This is a genomic window from Mycolicibacterium moriokaense (assembly GCF_010726085.1).
GTDB classification, from domain to species: domain Bacteria; phylum Actinomycetota; class Actinomycetes; order Mycobacteriales; family Mycobacteriaceae; genus Mycobacterium; species Mycobacterium moriokaense.
In genome coordinates this window covers 2658130-2683235 of record NZ_AP022560.1, presented here as the reverse complement: position 1 = coordinate 2683235, position 25106 = coordinate 2658130, and the positions used below count along the sequence as shown (strand labels likewise).

The window sequence follows — 25106 nt, the reverse complement described above, 5'->3', positions numbered from 1 at the left end:
GTGTGGTTGCGGCCCGACCGGTGCAGCGACCAGAGTTGCGTGCACCCGACCCGAGGAAGTGAATGACCACAGCTCAGGAACGGCTGGCGGAGTCCGTGCGCCGACTGATCGACGTCACCATCCGCACCGAGGTGGATGACGCGGCGGTCGCCGCGGTGACCGAAAAGATCGATTCGGCGACAGCGCAATTGAGCGATTCGCTCGTGCCCGGATCATTCGGCGTGCGGACGGGACCGGACGGACAGTCCATCGCATTGGGCAACGTCGTCATCGGGTTGCGCAACCCCGTCGCTCCTCCCCTGACCATTCGGCACGACGCCGACGGCACGGTACACACGGAATTCACGCTGGGCGCCGCGTATGAGGGGCCGCCAGGCCATGTCCATGGCGGTGTCTGCGCGTTGATCCTCGACCACGTTCTCGGCGCCACCGCGCATCTGCCCGGCAAACCCGCCGTCACCGGCACCCTGACACTGCGCTATCTCCGTGGCACACCGCTGGGACGGCCACTGCGCGCATCGGCGCACGTCGATCGGATCGAGGGCGCGAAGACGTTCGCCGTCGGCCACATCGCCGGCCCCGACGGCGTCACCGTCACGGCCGAAGGTGTCTTCATCCATCCGAAAGGAGGTCAGCGAGATGGCTGACAATCCGGGCCCGGCACAGCAGGATCTGCGTATGGCATCCCTTCAGCGATTTGCGGACCGTCGAGTCCTGATCACGGGCGGCGGCTCGGGCATCGGCCAGGCGACCGTCTTGCGGCTACTTTCCGAAGGCGGCCGGGTGGCCGCGGCAGACATCAGCGAATCCGGCCTCAAGGACACCGTCGCGAAGGCCGAGTCGCACAGCGACCGCCTGACAACGGTGGTCCTCGACGTCGCCGACGAGGAGTCCGTCAAACAGGGCGTGGCCGGCGCCGTCGAGGCCCTTGGCGGCCTGGACGCTCTCGTCAACGCCGCGGGCATCCTGCGGTCGGTGCATTTCCTCGAGACCACGCTCGCCGACTTCGAGCACGTGCTGCGGATCAACCTCGTCGGCACGTTCCTCATGACGCGGGAGGCCATCCCCGCGCTGCGCAACGGGACCCACCCGGCCGTCGTCAACTTCAGCTCGACGTCCGCGGCCTTCGGCCACCCCTACATGTCCGCCTACGCGGCGTCCAAGGGTGGGATCCAGGCGATGACGCACACGCTCGCGCTCGAGTTCGCCAAGGAAGGGATCCGGTTCAACTCGGTGCAGCCCGGCTCCATCTCCTCCGGAATGACCGACGGCACCGGCGAATCCAAGCAGAGCATCGGCCCCGGACTGCCTGCCGATGCCGACTTCTCGCTGTTCGGCAAGATCACGCCGATCCTGCCCGTGGACGGCGGCGGGATGTTCGCCAAGCCGGACGCTGTCGCCGCGGTGGTGGCGATGCTCGCCTCCTCGGACGCCTATTTCGTCACCGGCACCGAAGTCCGGGTCGACGGCGGCACCCACATGTAGATTGCGTCGAATGACGACCCTCGATCGGCCTATTCGCGTCATTCAGTGGACCACCGGAAACATCGGCCGCCGGTCGCTGCACGCGATCATCGGCCGCGACGACATGGAACTGGTCGGCGTGTACGCCCACGGTGCGGACAAGGTGGGCGTCGACGCCGCTGATCTCTCGGGCTGGCCCGAACCCACCGGCATCAAGGCCACCAACGACATCGACGCGCTGCTTGCCGCCAAGCCCGACGCCTGTTGTTACAACCCGTTGTGGCCCAGCATCGATGAGCTTGTCCGGCTACTCGAAGCCGGCGTCAACGTCTGCACCAGTGCGGCCTGGATCACCGGCGGCAAACAGACACCCGAGGACCTCGAGCGCATCCGAAAAGCCTGCGAGAAGGGCAATTCCACCATCTTCGGCAACGGCGCCCACCCCGGCATGACGAATATGGTGGGCATGGTGCTGTCCGGCGCGTGTGAACGGGTCGACGAGATTCGCATCACCGAGTCGGTGGACTGCTCGACCTACCAATCGGCGGGCACGCAGACCGCGATGGGTTTCTCGCAGGACCCCGACACCCCCGGTCTGGCCGAGAGCGTGCGCCGCGAGAGCGAGGTGTTCGCCGAGTCCGCCGCGATGATGGCCGATGCGATCGGCGCCAAGCTGGACAGGATGACGTTCGACGTGACGTTCACGCCGGCGACCGGCCATAGCGATCTGGGCTTCATGCAGATTCCAGAGGGCACCGTCGGCGGCGTCATGGGGTATCACCGCGGCTGGGTCGGCGACAAGAACGTCGTCAGCGTGGGGTTCAACTGGATCATGGGCAACCACGTCACCCCGCCGAAGCCGCTGGAACACGGCCACGTCATCCAGGTGTTCGGATTGCCGAATATGCGGACGGTGCTGCACTGCCTGCCGCCCAGGGACTGGACCGAACCCGGGTTCATGGGCCTCGGCATGATCTACACCGCGATGCCGGTGACCAACGCCGTGCCTGCTGTTGTCGCGGCGGAGCCGGGCATCGTCACGCTGAAGGATCTGCCGCCGATCACCGGCCGCGTCGGACCCTAACCTGCGCCGACTGCACGCTTCTTGACACAAACCGCGAGTAGACGCGCGAACAAGCGTGCACTCGGCGACGGGATTAGGCCGTCTGGACCACCACGCCGACGGCGCCCGCGCCCAGGTGGATCGACAGCACCGGGCCCATATCGCAGACGGTGAGCGATTCGATCTGCGGCAGGCGCGTCGTCAGCGCGGCACCCATTTCGTCGGCGCCGTCGTGATTGTCGACGTGGTGGATGGCGATGCTCGCGCGGCCCTCACCGACGATCTCGGCGACCCGGTCGACCATGGCCGCATGCGCCTTGGTGATCGTGCGGATCCGCTGATCCAGCACCAGCCGACCATCCATGTCGAGGGTCAGCAACGGCTTCAGCGACAGTGCCGTGCCTAACCACGACGCCGCCGTTCCGATCCGCCCGCTGCGCCGCAGGTTGTCCAGGCGGTGCACGACGATGAACGCGTGGGTGCGCGGGACCGCCGAACGCGCCGCGGCCTCAACGGCTTCCAGATCCGCTCCCGTCTGCGCCGCCTCGGCCGCCGCACGCGCGACGAACCCGACACCCATGGCGGCGCTGCGCGAGTTGACGACACGGACCGACGGCCCGAACTCGCGCGAGGCCTGCACGGCGGTGCTGAACGTGCCCGACAGCGCGGCCGAGAGATGGACCGCGACGACGCCGTCACCGTCGCTGTCGGCCAACGCCTGCTGGTACGTCTCGATCAGCTCGGCAGGCGATGCACCCGAGGTCGTTGCGCGCACCTTCTCGTGGACGTCGTAGGGCACGTCGTCGACGCCGTCGCGCAGGTCGACGCCGTCGATGAGGACGTGCAGCGGCACCTGTCGAATGTCGTGCTGCTTCAGCTCATCTGAATGCAGCCGCGACGACGAGTCCGTCACCACGATCACGGACACGACACGCCAGCCTCCGCGAGCGCCTTGAGCATCAGATCGGCGACCGCCTGATGCGCTTCGAAATTCCAGTGGATGCCGTCGGGATTGCCCCGGCCGCTCATGACCTCTTCACCGACGGCGGCCTTCAGGTCGACCAGCGGGATGTCGTGCTCGGCCGCCCACGCGGTGATGGCCTTCACCGTGGGCTCGCGGCCGTGGTGTGCCCGTCCGTACGTGTCCGCGATGTGCACCGACGGCAGCGACGCCACCACGGGTATGCCGGGTCGGTTGAAATCGATGGCACCGCGGGTCATCTCGAGGTACTCCACCGTGACGTGCGGCGGGAGCGCCGACCGCGACACCGGGGACAGTCGGGGCTGTAGCCAGCCGTAGCCGTCACGCACCCAGCGGCGAAGCCAGGCCGGACGGATGTAGCGGATCAACTCGCGCAGCGCCGTCGGCAACGGCGACGGCAGCGAATCCATGCCGCCCGTCGCGAACACCACCGCGCCCGCTCGCGGCAGCGCCGCCCACGCCCGCGGATCCTGAGTCGCCGCCCACCAGACGTCGCGGCACGTCCAGCCGATGCGCCCGATGAGTTCGACATCCCAACCCAACTGCGCGGCAACGATATTGGGCCAGATCCGCGGATCATCGGACGGCAGGCCGCCGGTCGGGCCGTAGTACGACAACGAGTCGCAGAACAGCAGCAGAGTAGGCCTCGTATCAGAGGACATCGTTAGCCACCTGCGCCGAGGCGTTCCAGACATCGAGTCGCCAGCGGATATCCGTTGTCGGGGCGTCGATTTCGCTGTGCGCCGATAGCTGCACCCAGCTGCAGTTGCCCATGCCACCGAGGATCGGCCAGTTGTCGACGGGCAGCCCGAGCAGCGCCGCGGTCAGCGCCGCGATCAGTCCACCGTGCGTGACGAGCACGACGGGGCGATCGGGTTCGTCGACACCCCAGTCCGGGTGTTGATCCAGAAGCTCCTGCACCAGCGGCACGCTGCGCGCGGCGACGTCGACCCGGCTCTCTCCCCCGTGCGGCGCCCACCGGGCGTTCTCCCGCCACGCCAGCCGCGCACCCGGCGCCTCGGCGTCGACCTCGAGATGGGTCATTCCCTGCCAGTCACCGAGGTGGGTCTCGCGCAGCCGGACGTCCACCTCCACCGGCATACCGGCGCGCTCACCAAGGCTGATCGCGGTGTCCAGCGCGCGCCGCAGATCCGAGGACACGATGAGCAACGGCTGGCGCTTGGCCAACACCTCGGCCGCGGCGACGGCCTGGTCCCTGCCGAGATCGGACAGGTCGGTGTCGAGCTGGCCCTGCATTCGGCTGCCTGCGTTGAACTCGGTCTGCCCGTGCCGGAGCATGACCAGGCGACGGAGCCTCACGAGCCGGAGTCCTCTTCTCTTTGCGCAAGCGGCTCATCGACGTCCAGGTCCACGGGGACGGTCGGGCAGTCGCGCCACAGCCGGTCGAGGGCATAGAAGTTGCGCTCGTCCTGATGCTGGATGTGCACCACGATGTCGACGTAGTCCAACAGCGTCCACCGGCCCTCGCGCGCGCCTTCGCGGCGGGCGGGTTTGTGCCCGGCGATGCGCATCTTCTCCTCGACCTCGTCGACGATCGCGTTGACCTGTCGCTCGTTGGACGCCGACGCGATCACGAAGCAGTCGGTGATGACCAGCTGCCCGGACACATCGATGACGACGACGTCGGTCGCCAGCTTGGAGGCCGCCGCCTGCGCGGCGACGGTCGCCATGCCGATCGCCTCCTCGGACGCGCTCATCGGGTGGACTCCTCGGTAACCAGCGAATGGGCTTGGTAGAGCTTGCGTTTGGCCACGTACTGGACGACGCCGTCGGGGACCAGGTACCAGATGGGCCTGTTCTGCTCGGCGCGCTTGCGGCAGTCGGTCGACGAGATCGCGAGCGCAGGCACCTCGACGAGGGTGAGCGCATCGTTGGGCAGTTCGGTCAGGGCGGTCTTGATGTGCTGACCGTCGAGTTCGTAGCCGGGCCGGCTGACCCCCACGAACTTGGCTATCGAGAACATCTCCTCCCAGTTCTGCCAGGACAGGATCGACGCCAGTGCGTCTGCTCCGGTGATGAAGTACAGGTCGGCGTCCGGGTTGAGGGCATGCAGGTCGTGCAACGTGTCCTTGGTGTAGGTCGGTCCGCCGCGGTCGATGTCCACCCGGCTCACCGAGAACATCGGGTTGGATGCTGTCGCGATCACGGTCATCAGGTAGCGGTCCTCGGCGGCGGTGACGTAGCGCTCGCGTTTCTGCCACGGCTGGCCGGTGGGCACGAACACGACCTCGTCGAGCTCGAACAGGTCGGCCACCTCGCTGGCCGCGACCAAGTGACCATTGTGAATGGGATCGAACGTCCCACCCATCACGCCCATCCTGCGTCGAGAAGCCACGGTCTGCCAGCTTACGGGAGCGTTATCGCACCTAGACGGCCGAGAGGCGGTGCGCTCCGAGCATTTCGGACACCTCGAAGGACGCGCGGTCGGCCCGGTAGACGTCTCGAGCGTATTCAACACAACGGCCCGTACCGTCCTCGGTGCGGCGAGTGAGCAGGGTGCCGGCCGATCCGGCACGCACACCCAACTGCGCACTTGAAGCGTCGTCGAGGACGATCGACTCCAGTACCGCTGTGGACTTGGCCAGGTCGAGCCCGTAGCGGTCCCGCAGCACGGCCCACAGCGACCCGTCGTCGGAAATGTCGAGAATGCCGGGCGTCAGGTCGGCGGGGAGAAACGTCGTTTCAAGTGCGAACGGGACGTCGTCAACCGTGCGAAGCCGGTGAAAGACGTTCACCATTGCCTGGTCGTCCAGCCCGAGCGCAATACGCACAGCGGGCGTCGGATGCTGGTGCTCCGCCCACAACAGGCGCGCGGCCGGCCGCCGGCCCAGCCGCGACACCTCCTCCGAGAAGCTGCCGATGTGGAACCGCACGCGAGGCTCCGCGACGAAGGTCCCACGCGGCGGCTTTCGGTAGACCACGCCTTCGCTCTCGAGCAGTGAGAGTGCCTGGCGTGCGGTCATCCGGCTGACGCCGTGCCGTTCGGCCAGCTCCCGCTCGGACGGCAGGAGCGTATGTGGTCCCAGCTGCTCAGTGGCGATGTGGTCGCGCAGCAGTGCCGCGATCGCGATGTATCTCGGGGTGGTTGCTGGCCCTTTCCGAGCAGAGGGAGGCATGGCTGCAGAGTAGCCGCCCGAGCGAACCAATTGGTCTATGCCATCAGTGTGTAAACAGTTTGTAATCGCGCTTGACGATGTTCCACGTCACACCCATACTCGGTTCAACCACATGGTCTATACCACTGGAGGATCGATGACAGTCCCGCAGCTTCCATCCGGTAGCGACGCCGCCGACCTGGAGAAATTCGGCTACAAGCAGGCGCTCGAGCGTCGCACAGGCAAATTCGCGTCGTTCGCGGTGGCCTTCGCTTTCGTCTCGATCGCCACCGGTATCTTCACCACCTACGGCGCGGTGCTGAACTCGTCGGGCCCGGTCGGCATCTGGACCTGGCCGATCGCCACGGTCGGGCAGCTTGCGGTGGCCTTCGTGCTCGGCGCGCTCGCCGCGCGCATCCCAGTCACCGGCTACCACTACCAATGGATGTCGCGGCTTGCCAATCCGATCCTCGGTTGGATCCTCGGTTGGATCTCGTTCACATTCCTGGCCATCGTCGTCGTCGCGGTGGACTACACCATTGCGTCGACGATCTTCCCGGTGCTTCTCAACTACGAAGGCACGGCGACGATCGCATGGGTCGTGACCGGGATCGTGCTCTTGATCCAGGCCCTCCTGGTCGGGGGATCGACACCGTGGGCGGAGCGGGTGAACAACACCTTCGTCTCCCTCGAACTCATCGGCATGGTCACACTGACCGTGCTGCTGCTGGTCGTCGCCGCGGTGCGGGGCGACATGAACTTCTCGAACCTGTGGAGCAAGGGAGCCATACCCGCGGAGGGCTTCTGGAGCTTCGGCGATCTGACGACGGCGGGTCCCTGGATGCTCGGCTTCCTGCTCGGCGCCTTCACCATCGTCGGCTTCGAGTCCGCGGCCAACCTGGCCGAAGAGACCAACGACCCCGAACGTGTTGTGCCGCGCGCGATGTGGCAGGCCGTGCTGGCTTCCGGTGTGCTCGGGTTCATCTTCATCGTCGCAGTGACGCTCGCGGCCGGCGACCCGGTGGCCCTGGCCGAATCGGGCACCCCGATCGCCGATGTCATCGACAAGACCCTCGGCTCAGCAGTCGCGACGCTCCTTCTCCTGCTTGTGGTGCTGGCGATATTCGCCTGCGGGCTGGTCATCATGATCACCGGCGTGCGGCTGACCTGGGCGATGTCGCGCGACCAACGCTTCCCCGGTTGGCAGCAGTGGAGCCAGATCTCGCCCAAGTTCCATACGCCGCTCAAGGCGACGCTGCTGTACGTCGTCCTCGCCGAACTCATTCTGGCGGTCTTCTCGCACTCGGAGACCGCGCTCTTCACGCTGTTCGGCGCCGCCACACTGCTGCCCGCGGTGATGTACGCCTCGACGGTGGTGCTGTACTTGATCAAGCGCAAGTCGTTGCCGGTGAGCGATAAGTTCAACCTCGGCGCCTGGGAGATCCCGATTCTGATCGTCGCGGTCGTGTGGCTGGCGTTCGAACTCGCGTTGTTCCGGGACTCGAGCTTCAAAGAGGCATGGGCGTACGTCATCGTGATGGTCATCATCGGTGCGTGCTACCTCGGATACCTGCTCGCTACCCGCGGCAAGGCCGGCCTGACGATGCCGGGCATGCAGTCGATCGATGCCGAGCTGGAGGCGGAGGCTGCCAAAGACTGATGGAGATCGACTGATGCAGCACTACCTGGCGATCGACCAAGGCACGTCCGGCACCAAGGCCATCGTGGTCGACGAAGTCGGGCGCTTGGTATCGATCGCCGAGGTGGGCGTGCGGGCCGAGTACCTTCCGGGCGGCGGCGTCGAGCAGGATCCCGAGGCGTTGTACGACTCTGTCGTGTCTGCGGGACGACAAGCCTTGGCGCAGGCGGGTGTTGGCGTGTCCGCAGTCGCCATCGCCAATCAGGGCGAGACGGTGCTCGCGTGGGACCGCGATACCGGTAACCCCTTGACACCCGCCGTCGTCTGGCAAGACCGGCGGGCCGAGTCGATCTGCGCCGGGCTGTCAGCTTCCGCGGAAGCCGTCGCGCAACGCACCGGCCTCGTGCTCGACCCGTACTTCTCCGCACCGAAGATGTCCTGGATCCGTGCGAATCTGACCACCGCGGGCGTCGTCACCACCACCGACACCTGGTTGGTGCACCGCCTGTGCGGTGCGTTTGTCACCGACGCGTCGACCGCCAGCCGCTCGCTGCTGCTCGGGCTCGACTCCGTCGAATGGGACGAGGAACTGCTCGAGCTCTTCGGCCTGGCCGACGAACAGCTGCCCGAGATAGTCGGCAGCGACGAGATCGTAGGCAGCACCGACGCATTCGGACCGTCGATTCCGGTCGCCGGCCTCATCGTCGACCAACAGGCCGCCCTGCTGGCCGAGAGCTGCCTGACCCCCGGTGACGCCAAGTGCACCTTCGGCACCGGCGCCTTCCTGTTGGCCCAACTCGGCGGCAACCCCGCCCGGTCGACAACGGGATTGACCACCTCCGTGGCGTGGCGGCTGCGCGGACGCACGTCGTACTGCGTGGACGGTCAGGTGTACACGGCGGCGTCCGCGGTGCGCTGGGCCGTAGATCTCGGGCTTGTGCCAGCGGCCGATCAGATCGACACGGTGGCAGCCGATTCCAGCGACGGTGTGTTGTGTGTGCCTGCGTTGGCCGGGCTGGCTGCGCCGTGGTGGGACTCTGCGGCGACCGCGTCCTTCAGTGGGATGACGTTGTCGAGCGGTCGCGGACAGTTGGTTCGCGCGCTGCTGGAGGGCATTGCCGCGCAGGTAGCCGCGCTGGCCGATCTCGTCGCGACGGATCTGGGGCAGCCGCTGACCCGATTACGGGTGGACGGCGGCCTCACGCAATCGGCGGTACTGATGCAGGCGCAAGCGGACCTGGCCCGCATTCCCGTCGACGTCTACCCGTCGCAGCACGCCACCGCCCTCGGCGCGGCGACCTGTGCGCGGCTGGCGCTCGACCCGGACGCAGACACCATGGAGGCGATCAGTGACTGGACGCCGCAGCACACCTACGAACCGGTCTGGACCGACGATCGCGCCGCCGAATATCTGTCGCGATGGCAGCGGGCAGCGGAATCTGTTCTGGCACAGAGGGAGACGACGTCCACATGAACACAGCTTCCGATGTGGCCGACGTCGTCGTGGTGGGTGGCGGCATCGTGGGTTGCGCAATCGCGCGCGCTTTGGCGGGCACCAGCCTTTCGGTAACGCTCGTCGAAGCGCGTGACGACATCGGCGACGGCACCAGCAAGGCGAACACGGCACTGTTACACACCGGCTTCGATGCCACCCCGGGAACGCTCGAATCACGTTTGGTCGCACGCGGTTACGAACTACTCGGCGACTACGCGCAGCAGACCGGGATTCCCGTCGAGCGCACTGGGGCGCTCCTGGTGGCATGGACCGACGAAGAGGTCGGCGCTCTTCCAGGACTTAAGGAAAAAGCCGAGCGAAACTCGTATCACCGCTGCGAGATCGTCAGCTCCGACGAGGTGTATCGCCAGGTTCCCGATCTCGGCCCCGGTGCGCTGGCCGGGCTGACGGTGCCGGACGAGTCGATCATCTGCACCTGGACGACGAACCTGGCGTTGGCGACCGACGCCGTGACGCGTGGCGCGCGGCTGCTGTGCGGTGCCCGCGTAACGGGGGCCGTCGTCGGCAAGGAGCACACCACGCTGCACACCACCCGCGGTGCGATCCACGGTCGATGGGTTGTCAATGCGGCGGGACTCGGTTCGGACTACCTTGATGCCGAGTTCGGCCACCACCGCTTCACCGTCACGCCGCGGCGCGGCGAACTCTTGGTTTTCGACAAGCTGACCCGACCGATGGTTCCCGTCATCGTGTTGGCCGTGCCGTCGTCGCGGGGTAAGGGCGTGCTGGTCAGCCCGACGATATACGGCAATGTGATGGTCGGTCCGACTTCCGAGAACCTCGACGACCGCACCGCCACAGGCACTTCGGAAGAGGGCCTGGACTTCCTGGTGTCCAAGGGACGCGCATTGATACCGCCGCTGTTCGAAGAGGAGATCACCGCGACCTACGCGGGGCTGCGTGCGGCGACCGAGCACAACGATTACCTGATCGAGGTCGACTCGCAGGCCCGCTACGTGTTGGTTGGCGGCATCCGGTCCACCGGTTTGACATCGGGAATGGCCATCGGCGAGTACGTGACCGAACTCCTACAGGGCGCGGGCGTCGATGTGACACCCCGGCCGGATCTGCCTCCACCACCGAGCATGCCGAATCTCGGTGAGCACGTGGGTATCCGGCCCTACCAGGACGGTGACCGCATCGCGGCCGACGCCGAATACGGGCGCATCGTCTGCTTCTGCGAACGTGTGACTGCTGGCGAGGTTCGCGACGCGTTTTCCTCGCCGATCCCACCCTCCGACCTCGACGGGCTGCGTAGGAGAACCCGCGTGATGAACGGTCGCTGTCAAGGGTTTTACTGCGGAGCGCGCACCCGCGCACTCCTCGACGCGCAATGCGGTGCCCAATGACCGGACAACATGTCGCCGTGGCGATAGTGGGGGGCGGTCCGTCGGGTCTGACCGCGGCTGCCACCGTGGCAAGACAGATCGACGGCGAAGTCCTGGTCATCGAACGCGAGGCCGAAACAGGTGGAATCCCCCGCCACAGCGACCATCTCGGCTACGGCATGCGCGATCTCAAACGGTTCATCTCCGGGCCCGCCTACGCTCGGCGGCTGACGGCCATGACCCAGGAGGTCGGCGTCACGTTGGAGACCGAGGCAATGGTCACCGGCTGGGTGGGTGAGAGAGCGCTGCAGATCACGTCGCCGCGCGGCGTACGCACGGTGACCGCTGACGCGGTCGTGTTGGCCACGGGGGCGCGAGAGCGGCCGAGGCCCGCGCGTCTGGTGCCCGGTGACCGGCCGGACGGTGTGTACACCACCGGCCAGTTGCAGAACCTCGTGCACCTCCATCGCGCGAAAGTAGGCAGCCGAGCAGTGATCGTCGGTGCTGAACTCGTCAGCTGGTCGGCGGTACTGACACTGCGGGAATCCGGCTGTGCCACAGTCGCGATGGTCAGCGCCTATCCGCGCGCCGAGGCCTATGCGGCGTTTCGGTTTCCTGGAAGGTTATTGATGAAGGGCCCGCTGCTCACCCGGAGCCGGGTCGTCGACATTCGCGGCAAAGACCGGGTGCGCGCCGTCGTGGTGGAGAACATCGAAACGGGTGTCCGGGAGACCATTGACTGCGACACCGTCGTGTTCACAGGCGACTGGGTTCCAGACCACGAACTGGCACGAACCGGCGGTCTCGACATGGATCCCGCGACCCGTGGGCCGCTCGTCGATGCGTCGCTGCGCACCAGCCGTGCCGGGGTGTTCGCCGTCGGCAATCTGCTGCATCCCGTCGACACCGCCGACGGTGCCGCCCTCGACGGTCGGCACGTGGCCGGTACCGTCACGAAGTGGCTGCAAGGCCGGGACGAGCCCGCCAAACCCGTCCGCATCCGTGCTGTTGGACCCCTCAGATGGGTTGCGCCGCAGCTTGTCTCCCCAGGGTCGGGCGCGGCACCGCGTGGCGACCTGTTGTTCTGGGTCGACGAATACCGGCGGCTTCCAAGGTTACGTGCGGTGCAGGACGGCCGGACACTGGCGACCAAACGTACGCCGTGGCCTGCTGCACCCGGCAGGGTCTACCGCGCACCCTGGTCGCTGGTCGAGGATGCAGATCCGAATGGCGGCGAGGTCGTTGTTTCGTTGGTCTGACGACGCTCAGACCGGCAGCAGCGCATCGATGACCGAGGCCAGCTGCTTGGCGGACCGACATTCGTGCATGGTGATGACGTCCTGATAGCGCGGCACCGCGGAGTCACCGCTACCCCACAGGTGCCGGGGCTCGGGGTTGAGCCAGTGCGCGTGCCTGGCGGAGTTGACCATGTGGGCCAGCAGCTCCGTCTCGGGGTTGCGGTAGTTGTTGCGCCCGTCGCCGAGTACCAGCAGGGAGCTGCGCGGCGACAGCACGTTCGGCCAGGACTCCATGAACGACACGAACGCGTGCCCGTAGTCGGAGTGACCGTCGCGGGTGTACACCCCGGCCTCACGAGTGATGCGCTGCACGGCGACTGCCAGGTCAGCGTCGGGCCCGAACAGCTCGGTCACCTCGTCGGTGGTGTCGATGAACGCGAACACCCGAACCCGGGAGAACTGCTGGCGCAGCGCGTGCACGAGCATCAACGTGAAGTGGCTGAAGCCGGCCACCGATCCGGACACGTCGCACAGCACCACCAGCTCGGGGCGGGCCGGGTGCGGCTTCTTCAGCACCACGTCGATCGGCACGCCGCCGGTGGACATCGACTTGCGCAGCGTCTTGCGCAGGTCGATCTCACCCCGCCGCGACCGTCGCCGCCGCGCCGCCAGCCGCGTCGCCAACATGCGCGCCAGCGGCTTCACCACGCGTTGCATCTGGCGCAGCTGCTCGCCGGAAGCGCGCAGGAACTCCACGTTCTCGGCGAGCTGCGGCACGCCGTACATCTGCACATGATCGCGGCCCAGCTGCTCGGCGGTACGGCGCTTGGTCTCCGCCTCCACCATGCGGCGCAGTTGGTTGATGCGTTGCGCCGCCATGGCTTTCGCGATCTGTTCCTGCGTCGGCGTCGGCTCGTCGCCGTAGGGGGCGAGCAGGCCCGCCAGCAGCCGGCCCTCGAGATCGTCGAGATTCATCGCCTTGAGCGCCTGATACGACGAGTACGACGGACCGCGGCTCGAGTTGTAACGGCCGTACGCCTCGACGATCTGGGCGATCATCCGCTGCAGCCGCTCGTCCAGATTGGCCAGATCCTCGTTCTGCTCCAACAGGTCCAGCAGCGCCTGACGCATGGCATCGACGTCCTCGGGTGGCAGCCCCTCGTCCGAGCCCTCCGCCTCGTCATCCTCGAGCGTGATCGTCTTGGCGCCCAACGCGGCTGGGAACCACAGGTCGAACATCGCGTCGTACGTCTCGCGGTGGTCTGGGCGACGCAGCACCGCGCATGCGATGCCCTCCCGCAGCTGTTCGCGGTCCCCGAGGCCGAGCACCGACATCACCCGTCCGGCGTCGACGGTCTCGGAGGGGCCCACCGAAATCCCGCGCCCGCGCAGCGCTTCGACGAACTCGACCAGGTGGCCGGGGATTCCGTGCGGCGCCAATGGTTGCGGCGGGCGGGTTCGGCGGACGGCCATCAGTTCAGCCTTAGCTCGCCGGACGCCTTGATCTGATCGGACTGATGTTTGAGCACCACCCCGAGGGTCGCGGCGATGGTCTCGTCGGTGATGGTGTCCAGCCCCAATGCCAGGATCGTGCGCGCCCAGTCGATGGTCTCCGCCACCGACGGCAGCTTCTTGAGCTGCATTTGACGCAGCACGCCGATGATGCGCACCAATTCCTCGGCGATGTGCTCGGGCAGCTCCGGCACGCGCGACAACAGGATGCGCCGCTCCAGGTCGGGATCGGGAAAGTCGATGTGCAGGAACAGACACCGGCGCTTGAGCGCCTCGGACAGCTCGCGCGTCGCGTTCGACGTCAGCACAACGAACGGCTTGCGCTCGGCGGTGATGGTGCCCAGCTCCGGCACGGTTACCGCGAAGTCGCTGAGCACCTCGAGCAGCAGACCCTCGATTTCGATGTCGGCCTTGTCGGTCTCATCGATCAGCAGGACCGTCGGCTCGATTCGTCGGATCGCGGTCAGCAGTGGACGGCTCAGCAGGAATTCCTCGCTGAAGACATCGGTTTTCGTCTGATCCCAGTCGCCGGAACCGGCCTGGATGCGCAGGATCTGCTTGGCGTGGTTCCACTCGTAGAGTGCCCGCGCCTCGTCGACGCCTTCGTAGCACTGCAGCCGAACCAGGCCCGAACCGGTGGCCTGGGCCACCGCGCGGGCGAGTTCGGTCTTGCCCACACCCGCGGGACCCTCGACTAGCAGCGGCTTACCGAGCCGGTCGGCGAGGAATACCGCTGTGGCGGTGGCGGTGTCGGGCAGGTAGCCGGTTTCGGCAAGCTTGTTCGCGACATCGTCGATGTCGGCGAACAGCGGTGCCGGGCGTGCGGGGACGCTCACTGAGTTTCTCCTCGGGTCATGGTCACGCGGGCCGGGTGTGGCCGTCTCCCCACACGATCCACTTGGTCGATGTCAGTTCGGGCAGGCCCATCGGGCCTCTGGCGTGCAGCTTCTGGGTGGAGATGCCGATTTCCGCGCCGAAACCGAACTGCTCGCCGTCGGTGAACGCGGTCGATGCGTTCACCATCACCGCTGCGGCGTCCACCCGTTCGGTGAATCGTTGTGCAGCAGCAAGATTGGTCGTCACGATGGCTTCGGTGTGCCCGGTGCCGTATTCGTTGACGTGGTCGATCGCGGCGTCGAGACCGTCGATCACCGCGACGGCGATGTCCATCGACAGGAACTCCGCGCGCAGCTCATCCTCGGACGGGTTGTCGTGCACTGTCACGCCGGCGTCCTGCAGCGCCTTCGTCAGCCGGGGCAGCGCGTGGTCGGCGATCGCGGCGTCGATCAGCAGCGACTCGGCGGCGTTGCACACGCTGGGCCGACGCGTCTTCGCGTTGAGCAGAATGCGTTCCGCGACATCGAGATCGGCCGCTTCGTGGACGTAGACGTGGCAGTTGCCGACACCCGTCTCGATGGTAGGGACCTGCGCGTCGCGCACCACGGCGTCGATGAGTCCCGCTCCCCCGCGCGGGATCACGACGTCGACGAGACCGCGGGCCTGGATCAGGTGCGTCACGCTGGCGCGGTCGCTGCTGGGCAGCAGCTGTACGGAGTCCGGTTCGAGCCCCTCGGCGGCCATCGCGCCACGTAGCGCGGTGACGAGCGCGTCGTTGGACTGCGCCGCCGACGAGCTGCCGCGCAGCAGCACCGCGTTGCCGGACTTCAGCGTCAGCCCGAACGCGTCGACCGTGACGTTCGGCCGTCCTTCGTAGACGATCCCGACCACGCCGAGCGGCACCCGCTGCTGGCGCAGCTGCAGACCGTTGGGCAGCGTGCGGCCACGCAACACCTCACCGATCGGGTCGGGTAGGCCGGCGACCTGACGCAGCCCGGCGGCGATGCCGTCGATGCGCTGGGGGTTGAGCGCCAACCGGTCGAGCATGGCTTCCGGCGTGCCCGCAGCCTTGGCGGCCTCGAGATCGCGGGCGTTGGCGGCGAGGATTCCGTCCACGTTCGCGAGCACGGCGTCGGCGGCGGCGTGCAGCGCGCGGTTCTTGGCTTCGGTGCTCAGGGTCGCCAGAGTGCGGGCCGCGACGCGGGCCCGTCGAGCGGCATCGTGCACCTGCGAGCGCAAGTCGGTGAGCACTGGGGCTTGCACACTCATTAAGCCAGCGTATCGAACCTCTCTCCATCGTTCGACACGTGTCAGGTAGCACGGCTGAGCTAGCTTGACAGTTATGACCGCGCGGGTCTGTGTCGTGGGCAGTGTCAACGCCGATCTCACGTTCACCGTGGACGCCATGCCGCGGCCCGGCCAGACCGTTCTGGCGTCGTCGCTCCTGTCGTCACCCGGCGGGAAAGGCGGCAATCAGGCGGTGGCCGCCGCCCGGGCCGGGGCGGCCGTGCAGCTGATCGCCGCGCTGGGCAGCGACTCCGAGGCCGAGCGGCTTCGCGCCCATCTGATCGCCAATGACGTGGGCCTCGACGGCGTGGTCACGGTGCCCGGGCCTAGCGGGACGGCGGTCATCGTGGTGGACGCCGCGGCCGAGAATTCCATCGTGGTCGCGCCGGGCGCCAACGCGCAGTTGTCCGTCGGCTCGGACGACGTCCGCAGCGTCATCGCCGACAGCGACGTCGTCCTGCTGCAACTTGAGATCCCGGTGAGCACGGCGATCGCCGCGGCGCGTGTCGCGCGCACCGCGGGTGCGACCGTCATCGTCAACGCGTCACCTGCGGGTGCGCGGCCGCACGATCTGCTCGCCCTCTCCGAACTGGCCGACGTCGTCGTCGTGAACGAGGCGGAGGCGCGTGAATGGCACTGGCCCGTAGCGCATCTCGTGATCACCCGGGGCAGGCGCGGCGCCAGTTACCTCGGTGAGGACGAGCGCTTCGACGTGCCGGCACCGCGCGTCACGCCGGTGGACACCACGGGGGCCGGCGACGTCTTCGCCGGCGTGCTGGCCGCCTCATGGCAGGACGGGCACGAGCCCGCGCTGCGGCGGGCGTGCGCGGCGGGCGCGTTGTCGACGCTGGTGCCGGGGGCAGGTGATTGTGCACCATATGCCGAAGCCATCGACGATGCGGTGGCCAACAGGAAGGCGAGCGAGGGACATCTATGACAACCGAGACGACGAACGCACCACGACCCCCGGAGGGCGACTGGCTGGGTACGCCGTACCTGCGCTTCACCCGGGAAGGCGCGTTCGGCGTCTGCACGCTGGACCGGCCGCAGGCCCGCAACGCGATGACGCCCGCGATGTACTTCGGGATCCGCTACGCCGTCCGCCACGTTGACGCCGACCCCGACCTGGCTGGTCTGCTGATCACCGGTACGGGGGACGTGTTCGCGCCCGGCGGCGACATGGGCGGCGGCGACGGCAGCGACAACTGGCTGACGTTCGGTTCGGCGCTGGGGATGGACGTGACGCCGTTCGAGACGCTGCGCCAGTCGGTGAAGCCGGTCGTGTCGGCGGTGAACGGGTTGTGCCAGGGCGGCGGGCTGCAGATCGCGCTGTGCAGCGACATGGCGGTGGTCAGCGACCGCGCGACGTTCCGGGTCCCCGAGCTGCTGCGCGGGATCGCCGACACGTACTACAGCCAGATGTTGACGCGCCTGATCGGGCCGGTCCGCACCCGCGACCTGATGTTCACCGGCCGGACGCTGACGGCACAGGAGGCGCAGGAGTGGGGCATGGTCGCGCGGGTCGTCCCACATGACACGCTGCTCGACGAGGCGCGCGAGGTGCTGGCGCAGTGCTGCCGCACCGCCCCCGCGGCCAGGGGCGTGGTGAAGTCCAGCCTGGACAACTATCTCGGCCTGTTCGATCGCATCGCGATGCAGGCCAGCTACTCGTCACCCGAGGCGCTGGAGGGCTTCCGAGCGTTCAAGGAGCGGCGCTCGCCGGAGTGGGTGCACCCCGAATTGCGCGTCGAGGGGCGGCTCTGAAATTGCGATTTCGGCGTGCTCAGTCTCGCTGAGCGTGACCCAACACGCCGAAACCGCTCGGAATAGTACAGATTCTGCTGTACTATCGGGGCATGGAGACCGACGCGCTCTCCCGCTTCGGGTACGCGCTGTCCGACGCGACGCGCGCCGAGATCCTGTTGACGCTGCGTGACGGCCCCGGCTATCCGACCGAACTGGCCGACAAGATCGGGGTTTCGCGCCAGATCCTGTCCAACCACCTCGCGTGCCTGCGCGGATGCGGCCTGGTGGTGACGCAGCCCGAAGGGCGTCGCAACCGCTACGAACTGGCCGACGAGCGGATCGCCCACGCCCTCGACGACCTGATCGGCCTCGTGCTCGACGTCGACCCCGCCTGCTGCCCCACCGCCGAGACGGACGGCTGCTGCTGATGTCTGTCATGAATTCAGCAGCCACTACGCCCATCGCCGCCCTTGTGCTGTTCGTGGTGTTCGCGGCGCTCGGATTTGGTTGGCGCAGTTGGGAACAGCGTCGCCGCACCGGATCCACCGGGTTCCACGGGATCAGCGGCCGCCCGGGTTCACTCGAATGGTTCGCCGGGGTCGGATTCATCGTCTCGATGGGCGTGGCTGTGTTCGCGCCGATCCTTCAGTTGCTCGGCGTCGTGTCGCCACTTCCGTTCCTGCACGCGCCGTGGATCCAGATCGCCGGCACCGTCATCGCGGTGTTCGGCATCGCTGCCACCGTCTATTCCCAATTGGACATGGGCGAGTCATGGCGGATCGGCGTCAACAAGTACGAGACGACCACGCTGGTGCGCACCGGCGTCTTCGGATGGGTGCGCAACCCGATCTTCACCGCGATGATGGCCTTCGGACTCGGATTCGCGCTGATGACACCGAATCCGGTGGCCGTCGTCGGCTTCGTGCTGCTCGTCGTGACGATCGAGTCGCAGGTCCGCGCCGTCGAGGAGCCCTACCTGCTTGCCACCCACGGTGATTCGTACCGCGAGTATCTGGCCGGCGTCGGACGCTTCGTCCCCGGCGTCGGACGGCGTTAGTCCTCGGGGATTTCGCGCTCGATCTCGTCTAGCCAGATGCGCGCAGACATGTCCGACGGCGCCCGCCAGTCACCCCGCGGCGACAAGGATCCGCCGGCTGACACCTTCGGGCCGTTGGGCATCGCCGACCGCTTGAACTGGGCGAACGAGTAGTATCGCTGCGCGAATACTTGCAGCCAGTGCCGAATCTCCTTGAGCGAGAATGCCGGTCGCTTGTCCTCGGGGAAGCCCACCGGCCAGTCACCGCGCTCGGGATCGCTCCACGCGTGCCACGCCAAGAACGCGATCTTTGACGGCCTGAAGCCATAACGCAGCACGTTGAACAACGAGAAGTCCTGGAGCACATACGGTCCGACCTTGGCCTCGCTGCTCTGGATCTCCTCGTCCTCGCCGGATGGCACCAGCTCGGGGGTGATCTCGGTGTCGAGCACCGACTGCAGCACCTCGTTGACGGTGTCATCGAACTGGTGCGACGAGATGACCCAGCGGATCAGATGCTGAATCAACGTCTTGGGCACACCGCCGTTGACGTTGTAGTGGGACATCTGATCGCCGACGCCGTAGGTGGACCAGCCGAGCGCGAGTTCGGAGAGATCGCCTGTGCCCAAAACGATTCCACCGCGCTGATTGGCGAGGCGGAACAGATAGTCGGTGCGCAGACCCGCCTGCACGTTCTCGAAGGTGACGTCGTAGACCTTCTCGCCGCGTGAGAACGGGTGCTCCATCTCCTTGAGCATCAACTCCGCGGTCGACTTGATGTCGATCTCTTCGAACGTGACCCCGAGCGCGCTCGCCAGCCGGGTGGCGTTCGTCTTGGTGCGGTCACCGGTGGCAAAGCCCGGCAACGTGAATGCCAGAATGTCGCTGCGCGGCCTGCCTTCCCGATCCATGGCGCGGGCGGCGACGATCAGCGCGTGCGTCGAGTCGAGACCACCGGAGAGCCCGAGCACCACCTTCGGGAAGTCCAGGGCACGCAGCCGCTGCTCCAGACCGGAGACCTGAATGTTGTACGCCTCGTAGCAATCCTGTTCCAGCCGTGACGGATCCGCCGGTACGAACGGAAACCGCTCGACCTCACGCAGCAGCCCGATGTCGCCACCCGGCGGATCGAGCACGAACTCCACCCATCGGAACGAGTCCGTATCGAGACCGTGATGGATGCGGTTGTCGTCGAACGTGCCCATCCTAAGACGCTCGGAGCGCAGCAGTTCCAGGTCGACGTCGGCCGTCGAGCGCCGCTCCCCCTTGGGGAAGCGTTCCGACTGCGCGAGGCATACGCCGTTCTCCCACACCATGGTCTGACCGTCCCAGGCGAGGTCCGTCGTGGATTCGCCCTCCCCGGCCGCCGCGTAGACGTATGCGGCGAGGCATCGCGACGAGGCGGAGCGGGCCAGCAGACAGCGGTCGTCGGCACGGCCGATCGTGATGGGGCTGCCCGACAGGTTCGCCAGCACCGTCGCCCCCGCGAGCGCGGCCTCCGCACTCGGCGGCACGGGCACGAACATGTCCTCACAGATCTCGACGTGCAACACGAACCCCGGCAGGTCGGTCGCGGTGAACAACAGGTCCGGACCGAACGGCACCGCCGACCCACCGACCCGGATGTCGCCGCGCACCAGATCGCCCGCGGCGATCTGGCGTCGCTCGTAGAACTCGCGGTAGGTCGGCAGGTACGACTTGGGCACCACGCCCAACACGCGGCCGCGGTGGACGACTACCGCGGTGTTGTAGATCCGGTGCGCATATCGCAGCGGCGCGCCGACCACCAGGACTGGCATCAGCTCGGCCGAGACCTCGACGATTTGCCGCAGCGCGTCCTCGACCGAGTCGAGCAGCGTGTCCTGCAGCAGGATGTCCTCGATCGAATAACCCGACAGCGTGAGCTCGGGAAACACCGCCAGCGCGACGCTGTCGTCGTGGCAGTCGCGGGCGATCCGCAGCACCGACTCCGCATTGGCCGCAGGATCGGCGAGGGTCGTGTGGTGCGTGCAGGCCGCGACGCGGACGAAGCCCTGGCGATACGCCGAGTAAAACTCCATGCCACATTGTTGCCCGAAAACAGATCGGGGTATGCAAGTCCCCATGAGTCAAGCTGCGCTGCTGGTCATCGACATGCTCAACACCTATCAACACGAAGACGCCGACGTCCTGGCCAAAAACGTCGCCGGCATCGTCGATCCGTTGGCCGCACTGATCTCGCGGGCCCGCGACCGCGACGACATCGACGTCATCTATGTCAACGACAACTACGGCGATTTCAGCGCCGACTTCGAGGAAATCGCCGACGCCGCGCTCAACGGCGCGCGGCCGGATCTCGTGACGCCGATCGCCCCCGACAAGGACAGCCTCCGTGTCCTCAAGGTGCGCCACAGCGCGTTCTACGCCAGTTCGCTGGACTATCTGCTCGGCCGGCTGGAGCCCGAGCAGCTGATCATCACCGGTCAGGTCACCGAGCAGTGCATCCTCTACAGCGCGCTCGATGCCTACGTGCGCCACTACTCGTTCGTCGTCCCGCCCGACTGCGTCGCACACATCGACCCCGAACTCGGCGACGCCGCGCTGACCATGATGCACAAGAACATGCACGCCGAGATCACCCCCGCGGAGAAGTGCCTTGGCTGACGTTTCGCTGGTTCATAGACGGGTAGGCACCCGGGGTGTCGACCGACCGCATTGCCGACCCCTGGGGCGACCGAACCCCGTACGGCGCGGGCCAGCACTGGCCAAGCCGGATTGACACCTACCTCGCAGACGGGCTGCGTTCCGACGACGTCGACCGCTGGGTTCAGTCGGCCACCGTCCTCCACTCCAACGGTGACGCGCTGGACATCGCGGTCAAGGATGGTCGGATGGTCGGGGTCCGCGGCCGCGAGAGCGACCGCGTCAACCACGGCAGGCTTGGTCCGAAGGATCTGTTCGGCTGGCAGGCCAACGCCGCCGCTGACCGGCTCACCGCCCCGCTGATCCGCGCCAATGGTCAACTGGCCCAGACTGATTGGGATACCGCCATGGCCGCGGTGGTACGAAAGAGCCAGGAGCTGCTCGAGGAGTTCGGCCCCTCGGCACTCGGCTTCTACACCTCGGGTCAGCTCTTCCTGGAGGAGTACTACACCCTCGGGGTCATCGCGCACGGTGCGATCGGCACCAATCACGTCGACGGCAACACCCGGCTGTGCACCGCAACCGCAGCCGAGGCGTTGAAGGAATCGTTCGGATGCGACGGCCAGCCAGGCAGCTACACCGACGTCGACCACGCCGACGTGCTCGCGCTCTACGGCCACAACGTGGCCGAGACGCAGCCGGTGTTGTGGATGCGCATGCTCGACCGTCTGAACGGCACGGATCCGCCGGCAATAGTCTGCATCGATCCACGCCCGACCCCGGTCGCGCAGCATGCGACCGTTCACCTGGCTCCGCTGCCCGGTACCAATGTCGCGCTGATGAACGCGCTGCTGCACGAGATCGTCGAAAACGACTGGGTCGATAACGGCTACATCGATGCACACGCCGTCGGATTCGATGAGTTGACGAAGCGAGTTTCGGAGTTCCCGCCGGAGCGTGCGGCCAAGATCTGCGATGTGTCCGCCGACGACATCCGCGCAGCCGCACGTCTGCTGGGCAACGCACAACGGCTGTTATCCACCGTGCTGCAGGGTTTCTACCAGTCGCACCAGGCGACGGCGGCTGCCGTGCAGGTCAACAACATCCATATCGTCCGCGGCATGCTCGGCAAGCCCGGTTGCGGTGTCTTACAGATGAACGGTCAACCGACGGCGGAGAACACCCGCGAATGTGGTGCCGACGGGGATCTCGCAGGGTTCCGCAACTGGTCCAACGATTCCCACGTCGGCGAGCTCGCCGACCTGTGGAACATCGATATCTCGCAGATCCCCCACTACGCGCCTCCGACGCACGCGATGCAGATGTTCCGCTATGCCGAACAAGGCACGCTGCGGCTGCTGTGGGTGAGCGCGACCAATCCCGCAGTGTCGCTGCCCGAACTGCACCGCATCCGTGCGATTCTCGGGCAACAGCGGTTGTTCCTGGTGGTGCAGGACATCTTCCTCACCGAGACGGCCGAATTGGCGGACGTGGTGCTGCCTGCGGCCGCGTGGGGCGAGAAGACCGGCACGTTCACCAACGTCGACCGCACGGTGCATCTGTCCGAGAAGGCGATCGACCCACCGGGGCAGGCCAGGCCGGACCTCGACATCTTCCTTGACTACGCACGCCGCATGGATTTTCGCGATCGCGACGGCAAGCCCCTGCCCGCGTGGACGGACCCGGAGTCCGCGTTCGCCGCATGGCAGCAGTGCAGTTCCGGCCGGCCGTGTGACTACAGCGGCCTCAGCTACGACAAGCTGCGCGGCCCCAGCGGAATCCAATGGCCTTGTAACGCAGAAAATCCCGACGGAACCGAACGCCTCTACTCCGACGGCAAGTTCTGGGCAGCACCGGACTATTGCGAGGCCTACGGCAAGGACCTGGTGACCGGCGCGCCGCTCGAGCCGACGGAATATCGCGCGATGAACCCAGCGGGCAAAGCCATCATCAAAGCGGCCGAATACCTGCCCGCACACGAGATGCCAAGTGCGGAGTATCCCTTCGCGTTGATCACCGGCCGCACGGTCTACCACTTCCACACACGCACGAAAACCGGGCGGGTGCCCGAACTGCAAGCGGCCGCGCCCGATGTCTGGGTCGAGCTGTCCGGAGCGGACGCGCCGCGGCTGGGCGTCACGGATGGCGACTTCGTGACTGTGCGCACGCCGCGCGGTTCGGTGACCGCCGAGGCACGCATCACCGCGATGCGCCCCGGTGTGGTCTTCCTTCCGTTCCACTACGGCTACTGGGACGTCGACGACGCCGAGGGAAACCACCACCGCGCAGCCAACGAGTTGACGCTGACCGATTGGGACCCGGCGTCCAAACAGCCCATATTCAAGACGGCCGCGGCTCAGGTGACACTTACGCGGAGGATGTCGTGAAACTCGGGCTGGCATTGCGGGAGGTCCACCGGTCGGAACTCAGATTGGCACGCGCTCTGGACGCCATCGCCGCACGTCACCATAGTGACCACGGCATCCACCACGTCGCCCTTGACCTAGCCGTGTGGTCGCGTGAACACGTCGCGTTGACCGCCGAAATCGCAGACCAGTACGGCGTGCGACTACGGGCGCATCCACGCACGGCCGCGGCCACCCGCCAGGTGCAACGGTGGATGAGCGACCGCGCGGGTGGCCGACCTGAACCGTCACTGCTGCTCCTTGCCGACCTGAGGCGGCTACATCGCCTTGCCGCCGGGGTGTCCCTCGATTGGGAACTGCTCGCCCAGGGCGCCCAAGCCGCCAAGGACGACGGACTGCTCGCGTTGACCAATCGTTGCCATCCGCAGGCATTGCGGCAGATGCGGTGGGCTAACGCCATGCTCAAGGAGTTGTCACCGCAGGCGTTGGCAACGTGATCGGTGTCGCTACCCTCGATGGCGTGGACGCCCCCGAACTCGTAGCCCTGCTGCAGGGGCGTCGCGTAACCGTGTTGACCGGCGCGGGAATGTCGACGGATTCGGGTATTCCCGATTACCGCGGCCCCGACTCGCCGCCGAGCAACCCGATGACGATTCGGCAGTTCACCTCCGACGCGAAGTTCCGGCAGCGGTACTGGGCGCGCAATCACATCGGCTGGCTCCACATGGACGAGACGCTGCCCAACGCGGGACATCGGGCGTTGGCATCGCTGGAACGCGCGGGCGTGGTAGCGGGACTCATCACTCAGAATGTCGACCTGCTGCACACCAAGGCCGGCAGCAGTGCCGTCGTGAACCTGCATGGCACGTACGCCCAGGTGATCTGCCTGGACTGCGGCTTCACCATGCCGCGCGCCGAGCTGGCCGATCTGCTGGAAGCCGCCAACCCGGGCTTCCTCGAGCGCGCGGAGGCGGTCGGCGGTATCGCGGTGGCCCCGGATGCCGACGCGGTCGTCGACGACACCGAATCGTTCACGATCGTCGACTGTCCCCGCTGCGGCGGGATACTGAAGCCCGACATCGTGTACTTCGGTGAGAATGTGCCCAAAGACCGTGTGGAACAAGCGTATTCATTCGTCGATGAGGCGGACGCCCTGCTGGTGGCCGGCTCGTCGTTGACGGTCTTCTCCGGTTTACGGTTCGTCCGCCATGCCGCCGCGCTGGGCATTCCCGTCGCGATCATCAACCGTGGGCGCACACGCGGCGACGACTACGCGGCGGTCAAGGTCGACAGCGGCTGCTCGGAAATGCTCACGCTTCTGGCTGATGAACTGCCCGCGGTCGCGCTGAGATGA

General features: G+C 66.9%; 25 protein-coding genes. 15 read left to right on the top strand and 10 right to left on the bottom strand.

What is annotated here, in order from left to right:
• The first annotated feature begins 62 nt into the window (after nucleotides 1-62).
• From G6N43_RS13135 to G6N43_RS13125, 3 genes are read left to right on the top strand one after another with little or no spacing between them, the layout of a single operon-like run.
• A complete protein-coding gene (locus G6N43_RS13135) occupies nucleotides 63-647 on the top strand; it encodes a PaaI family thioesterase (protein WP_083150124.1) in 585 nt (194 codons plus the stop codon).
• A gap of 31 nt (nucleotides 648-678) precedes the next feature.
• Nucleotides 679-1485, top strand: a complete 807-nt coding sequence (locus G6N43_RS13130) for an SDR family NAD(P)-dependent oxidoreductase (protein WP_083150245.1) — start codon at nucleotides 679-681, stop codon at nucleotides 1483-1485.
• A 10-nt stretch (nucleotides 1486-1495) separates the two neighbouring features.
• The gene (locus G6N43_RS13125) at nucleotides 1496-2548 is read left to right on the top strand and encodes an NAD(P)H-dependent amine dehydrogenase family protein (RefSeq protein ID WP_083150125.1); all 1053 of its coding nucleotides are present in this window, start codon (nucleotides 1496-1498) and stop codon (nucleotides 2546-2548) included.
• A 73-nt stretch (nucleotides 2549-2621) separates the two neighbouring features.
• Here the strand turns inward: G6N43_RS13125 and G6N43_RS13120 are convergent, their stop codons facing one another.
• From G6N43_RS13120 to G6N43_RS13095, 6 genes are read right to left on the bottom strand one after another with little or no spacing between them, the layout of a single operon-like run.
• Nucleotides 2622-3455 carry a DegV family protein gene (locus G6N43_RS13120; protein ID WP_083150126.1) on the bottom strand — a complete coding sequence of 278 codons (834 nt, stop codon included), beginning with the start codon at nucleotides 3453-3455 and terminating at the stop codon, nucleotides 2622-2624.
• Nucleotides 3446-4171 carry a diglucosylglycerate octanoyltransferase gene (gene octT, locus G6N43_RS13115; protein ID WP_083150127.1) on the bottom strand — a complete coding sequence of 242 codons (726 nt, stop codon included), beginning with the start codon at nucleotides 4169-4171 and terminating at the stop codon, nucleotides 3446-3448. The genes G6N43_RS13120 and octT overlap by 10 nt, the downstream gene beginning before the upstream one ends.
• Nucleotides 4161-4829, bottom strand: coding sequence for a glucosyl-3-phosphoglycerate phosphatase (gene gpgP / locus G6N43_RS13110; protein WP_083150128.1), 669 nt, complete (start codon nucleotides 4827-4829; stop codon nucleotides 4161-4163). Before gpgP ends, octT begins: the two co-directional genes overlap by 11 nt.
• On the bottom strand, nucleotides 4826-5227 hold the full coding sequence (rsfS, locus tag G6N43_RS13105) for a ribosome silencing factor (RefSeq protein WP_083150129.1): 402 nt from the start codon (nucleotides 5225-5227) through the stop codon (nucleotides 4826-4828). The genes gpgP and rsfS overlap by 4 nt, the downstream gene beginning before the upstream one ends.
• A complete protein-coding gene (gene nadD, locus G6N43_RS13100; protein ID WP_234810037.1) occupies nucleotides 5224-5838 on the bottom strand; it encodes a nicotinate-nucleotide adenylyltransferase in 615 nt (204 codons plus the stop codon). The genes rsfS and nadD overlap by 4 nt, the downstream gene beginning before the upstream one ends.
• Nucleotides 5839-5896: 58 nt before the next feature.
• On the bottom strand, nucleotides 5897-6646 hold the full coding sequence (locus G6N43_RS13095; protein ID WP_083150131.1) for a GntR family transcriptional regulator: 750 nt from the start codon (nucleotides 6644-6646) through the stop codon (nucleotides 5897-5899).
• Between the two features lie 136 nt (nucleotides 6647-6782).
• Between G6N43_RS13095 and G6N43_RS13090 the strand changes: the two genes are divergently transcribed.
• Genes G6N43_RS13090 through G6N43_RS13075 form a run of 4 tightly spaced genes read left to right on the top strand, consistent with a single transcriptional unit; the run spans nucleotide 6783 to nucleotide 12367 of the window.
• Nucleotides 6783-8285: an amino acid permease gene (locus G6N43_RS13090; RefSeq protein ID WP_083150132.1), complete on the top strand. Its 1503-nt coding sequence runs from the start codon at nucleotides 6783-6785 to the stop codon at nucleotides 8283-8285.
• Nucleotides 8286-8298: 13 nt separating this feature from the next.
• On the top strand, nucleotides 8299-9738 hold the full coding sequence (locus tag G6N43_RS13085; protein ID WP_083150133.1) for an FGGY family carbohydrate kinase: 1440 nt from the start codon (nucleotides 8299-8301) through the stop codon (nucleotides 9736-9738).
• The gene (locus tag G6N43_RS13080) at nucleotides 9735-11129 is read left to right on the top strand and encodes an NAD(P)/FAD-dependent oxidoreductase (protein WP_083150134.1); all 1395 of its coding nucleotides are present in this window, start codon (nucleotides 9735-9737) and stop codon (nucleotides 11127-11129) included. Before G6N43_RS13085 ends, G6N43_RS13080 begins: the two co-directional genes overlap by 4 nt.
• Nucleotides 11126-12367 carry an NAD(P)/FAD-dependent oxidoreductase gene (locus tag G6N43_RS13075; protein WP_083150135.1) on the top strand — a complete coding sequence of 414 codons (1242 nt, stop codon included), beginning with the start codon at nucleotides 11126-11128 and terminating at the stop codon, nucleotides 12365-12367. Before G6N43_RS13080 ends, G6N43_RS13075 begins: the two co-directional genes overlap by 4 nt.
• 6 nt (nucleotides 12368-12373) lie before the next feature.
• On the opposite strand, the gene G6N43_RS13070 is transcribed toward G6N43_RS13075, so the two are convergent.
• The 3 genes from G6N43_RS13070 to G6N43_RS13060 are packed head-to-tail and all read right to left on the bottom strand — an operon-like array spanning nucleotide 12374 to nucleotide 15964.
• A complete protein-coding gene (locus G6N43_RS13070) occupies nucleotides 12374-13819 on the bottom strand; it encodes a vWA domain-containing protein (RefSeq protein ID WP_083150136.1) in 1446 nt (481 codons plus the stop codon).
• Nucleotides 13819-14694: an AAA family ATPase gene (locus tag G6N43_RS13065; protein ID WP_083150137.1), complete on the bottom strand. Its 876-nt coding sequence runs from the start codon at nucleotides 14692-14694 to the stop codon at nucleotides 13819-13821. Before G6N43_RS13065 ends, G6N43_RS13070 begins: the two co-directional genes overlap by 1 nt.
• A 22-nt stretch (nucleotides 14695-14716) precedes the next feature.
• Nucleotides 14717-15964, bottom strand: coding sequence for a glutamate-5-semialdehyde dehydrogenase (locus G6N43_RS13060; protein ID WP_083150138.1), 1248 nt, complete (start codon nucleotides 15962-15964; stop codon nucleotides 14717-14719).
• Nucleotides 15965-16037: 73 nt separating this feature from the next.
• Here G6N43_RS13060 and G6N43_RS13055 point away from each other — a divergent pair, with 73 nt between their 5' ends.
• The 4 genes from G6N43_RS13055 (at nucleotide 16038) to G6N43_RS13040 (ending at nucleotide 18785) form a co-directional block, all read left to right on the top strand.
• On the top strand, nucleotides 16038-16919 hold the full coding sequence (locus tag G6N43_RS13055) for a ribokinase (protein ID WP_083150139.1): 882 nt from the start codon (nucleotides 16038-16040) through the stop codon (nucleotides 16917-16919).
• A complete protein-coding gene (locus tag G6N43_RS13050; RefSeq protein ID WP_083150140.1) occupies nucleotides 16916-17746 on the top strand; it encodes an enoyl-CoA hydratase/isomerase family protein in 831 nt (276 codons plus the stop codon). The genes G6N43_RS13055 and G6N43_RS13050 overlap by 4 nt, the downstream gene beginning before the upstream one ends.
• A gap of 92 nt (nucleotides 17747-17838) precedes the next feature.
• Nucleotides 17839-18156, top strand: a complete 318-nt coding sequence (locus G6N43_RS13045; protein WP_083150141.1) for an ArsR/SmtB family transcription factor — start codon at nucleotides 17839-17841, stop codon at nucleotides 18154-18156.
• 8 nt (nucleotides 18157-18164) lie between these two features.
• Nucleotides 18165-18785: a methyltransferase family protein gene (locus G6N43_RS13040; protein ID WP_083150246.1), complete on the top strand. Its 621-nt coding sequence runs from the start codon at nucleotides 18165-18167 to the stop codon at nucleotides 18783-18785.
• On the opposite strand, the gene G6N43_RS13035 is transcribed toward G6N43_RS13040, so the two are convergent.
• Nucleotides 18782-20824, bottom strand: a complete 2043-nt coding sequence (locus G6N43_RS13035; RefSeq protein ID WP_083150142.1) for an NAD(+) synthase — start codon at nucleotides 20822-20824, stop codon at nucleotides 18782-18784. The two genes, G6N43_RS13040 and G6N43_RS13035, sit on opposite strands and share 4 nt — an antisense overlap.
• Before the next feature lie 43 nt (nucleotides 20825-20867).
• On the opposite strand from G6N43_RS13035, the gene G6N43_RS13030 reads away from it, so the two are divergent.
• From G6N43_RS13030 to G6N43_RS13015, 4 genes are read left to right on the top strand one after another with little or no spacing between them, the layout of a single operon-like run.
• Nucleotides 20868-21407 carry a cysteine hydrolase family protein gene (locus tag G6N43_RS13030; protein ID WP_083150143.1) on the top strand — a complete coding sequence of 180 codons (540 nt, stop codon included), beginning with the start codon at nucleotides 20868-20870 and terminating at the stop codon, nucleotides 21405-21407.
• Between the two features lie 35 nt (nucleotides 21408-21442).
• The gene (locus G6N43_RS13025) at nucleotides 21443-23773 is read left to right on the top strand and encodes a molybdopterin oxidoreductase family protein (RefSeq protein WP_083150144.1); all 2331 of its coding nucleotides are present in this window, start codon (nucleotides 21443-21445) and stop codon (nucleotides 23771-23773) included.
• Nucleotides 23770-24249, top strand: coding sequence for a hypothetical protein (locus tag G6N43_RS13020; RefSeq protein WP_083150145.1), 480 nt, complete (start codon nucleotides 23770-23772; stop codon nucleotides 24247-24249). Before G6N43_RS13025 ends, G6N43_RS13020 begins: the two co-directional genes overlap by 4 nt.
• A 23-nt stretch (nucleotides 24250-24272) precedes the next feature.
• Nucleotides 24273-25106 carry an NAD-dependent protein deacetylase gene (locus G6N43_RS13015; protein ID WP_083150247.1) on the top strand — a complete coding sequence of 278 codons (834 nt, stop codon included), beginning with the start codon at nucleotides 24273-24275 and terminating at the stop codon, nucleotides 25104-25106.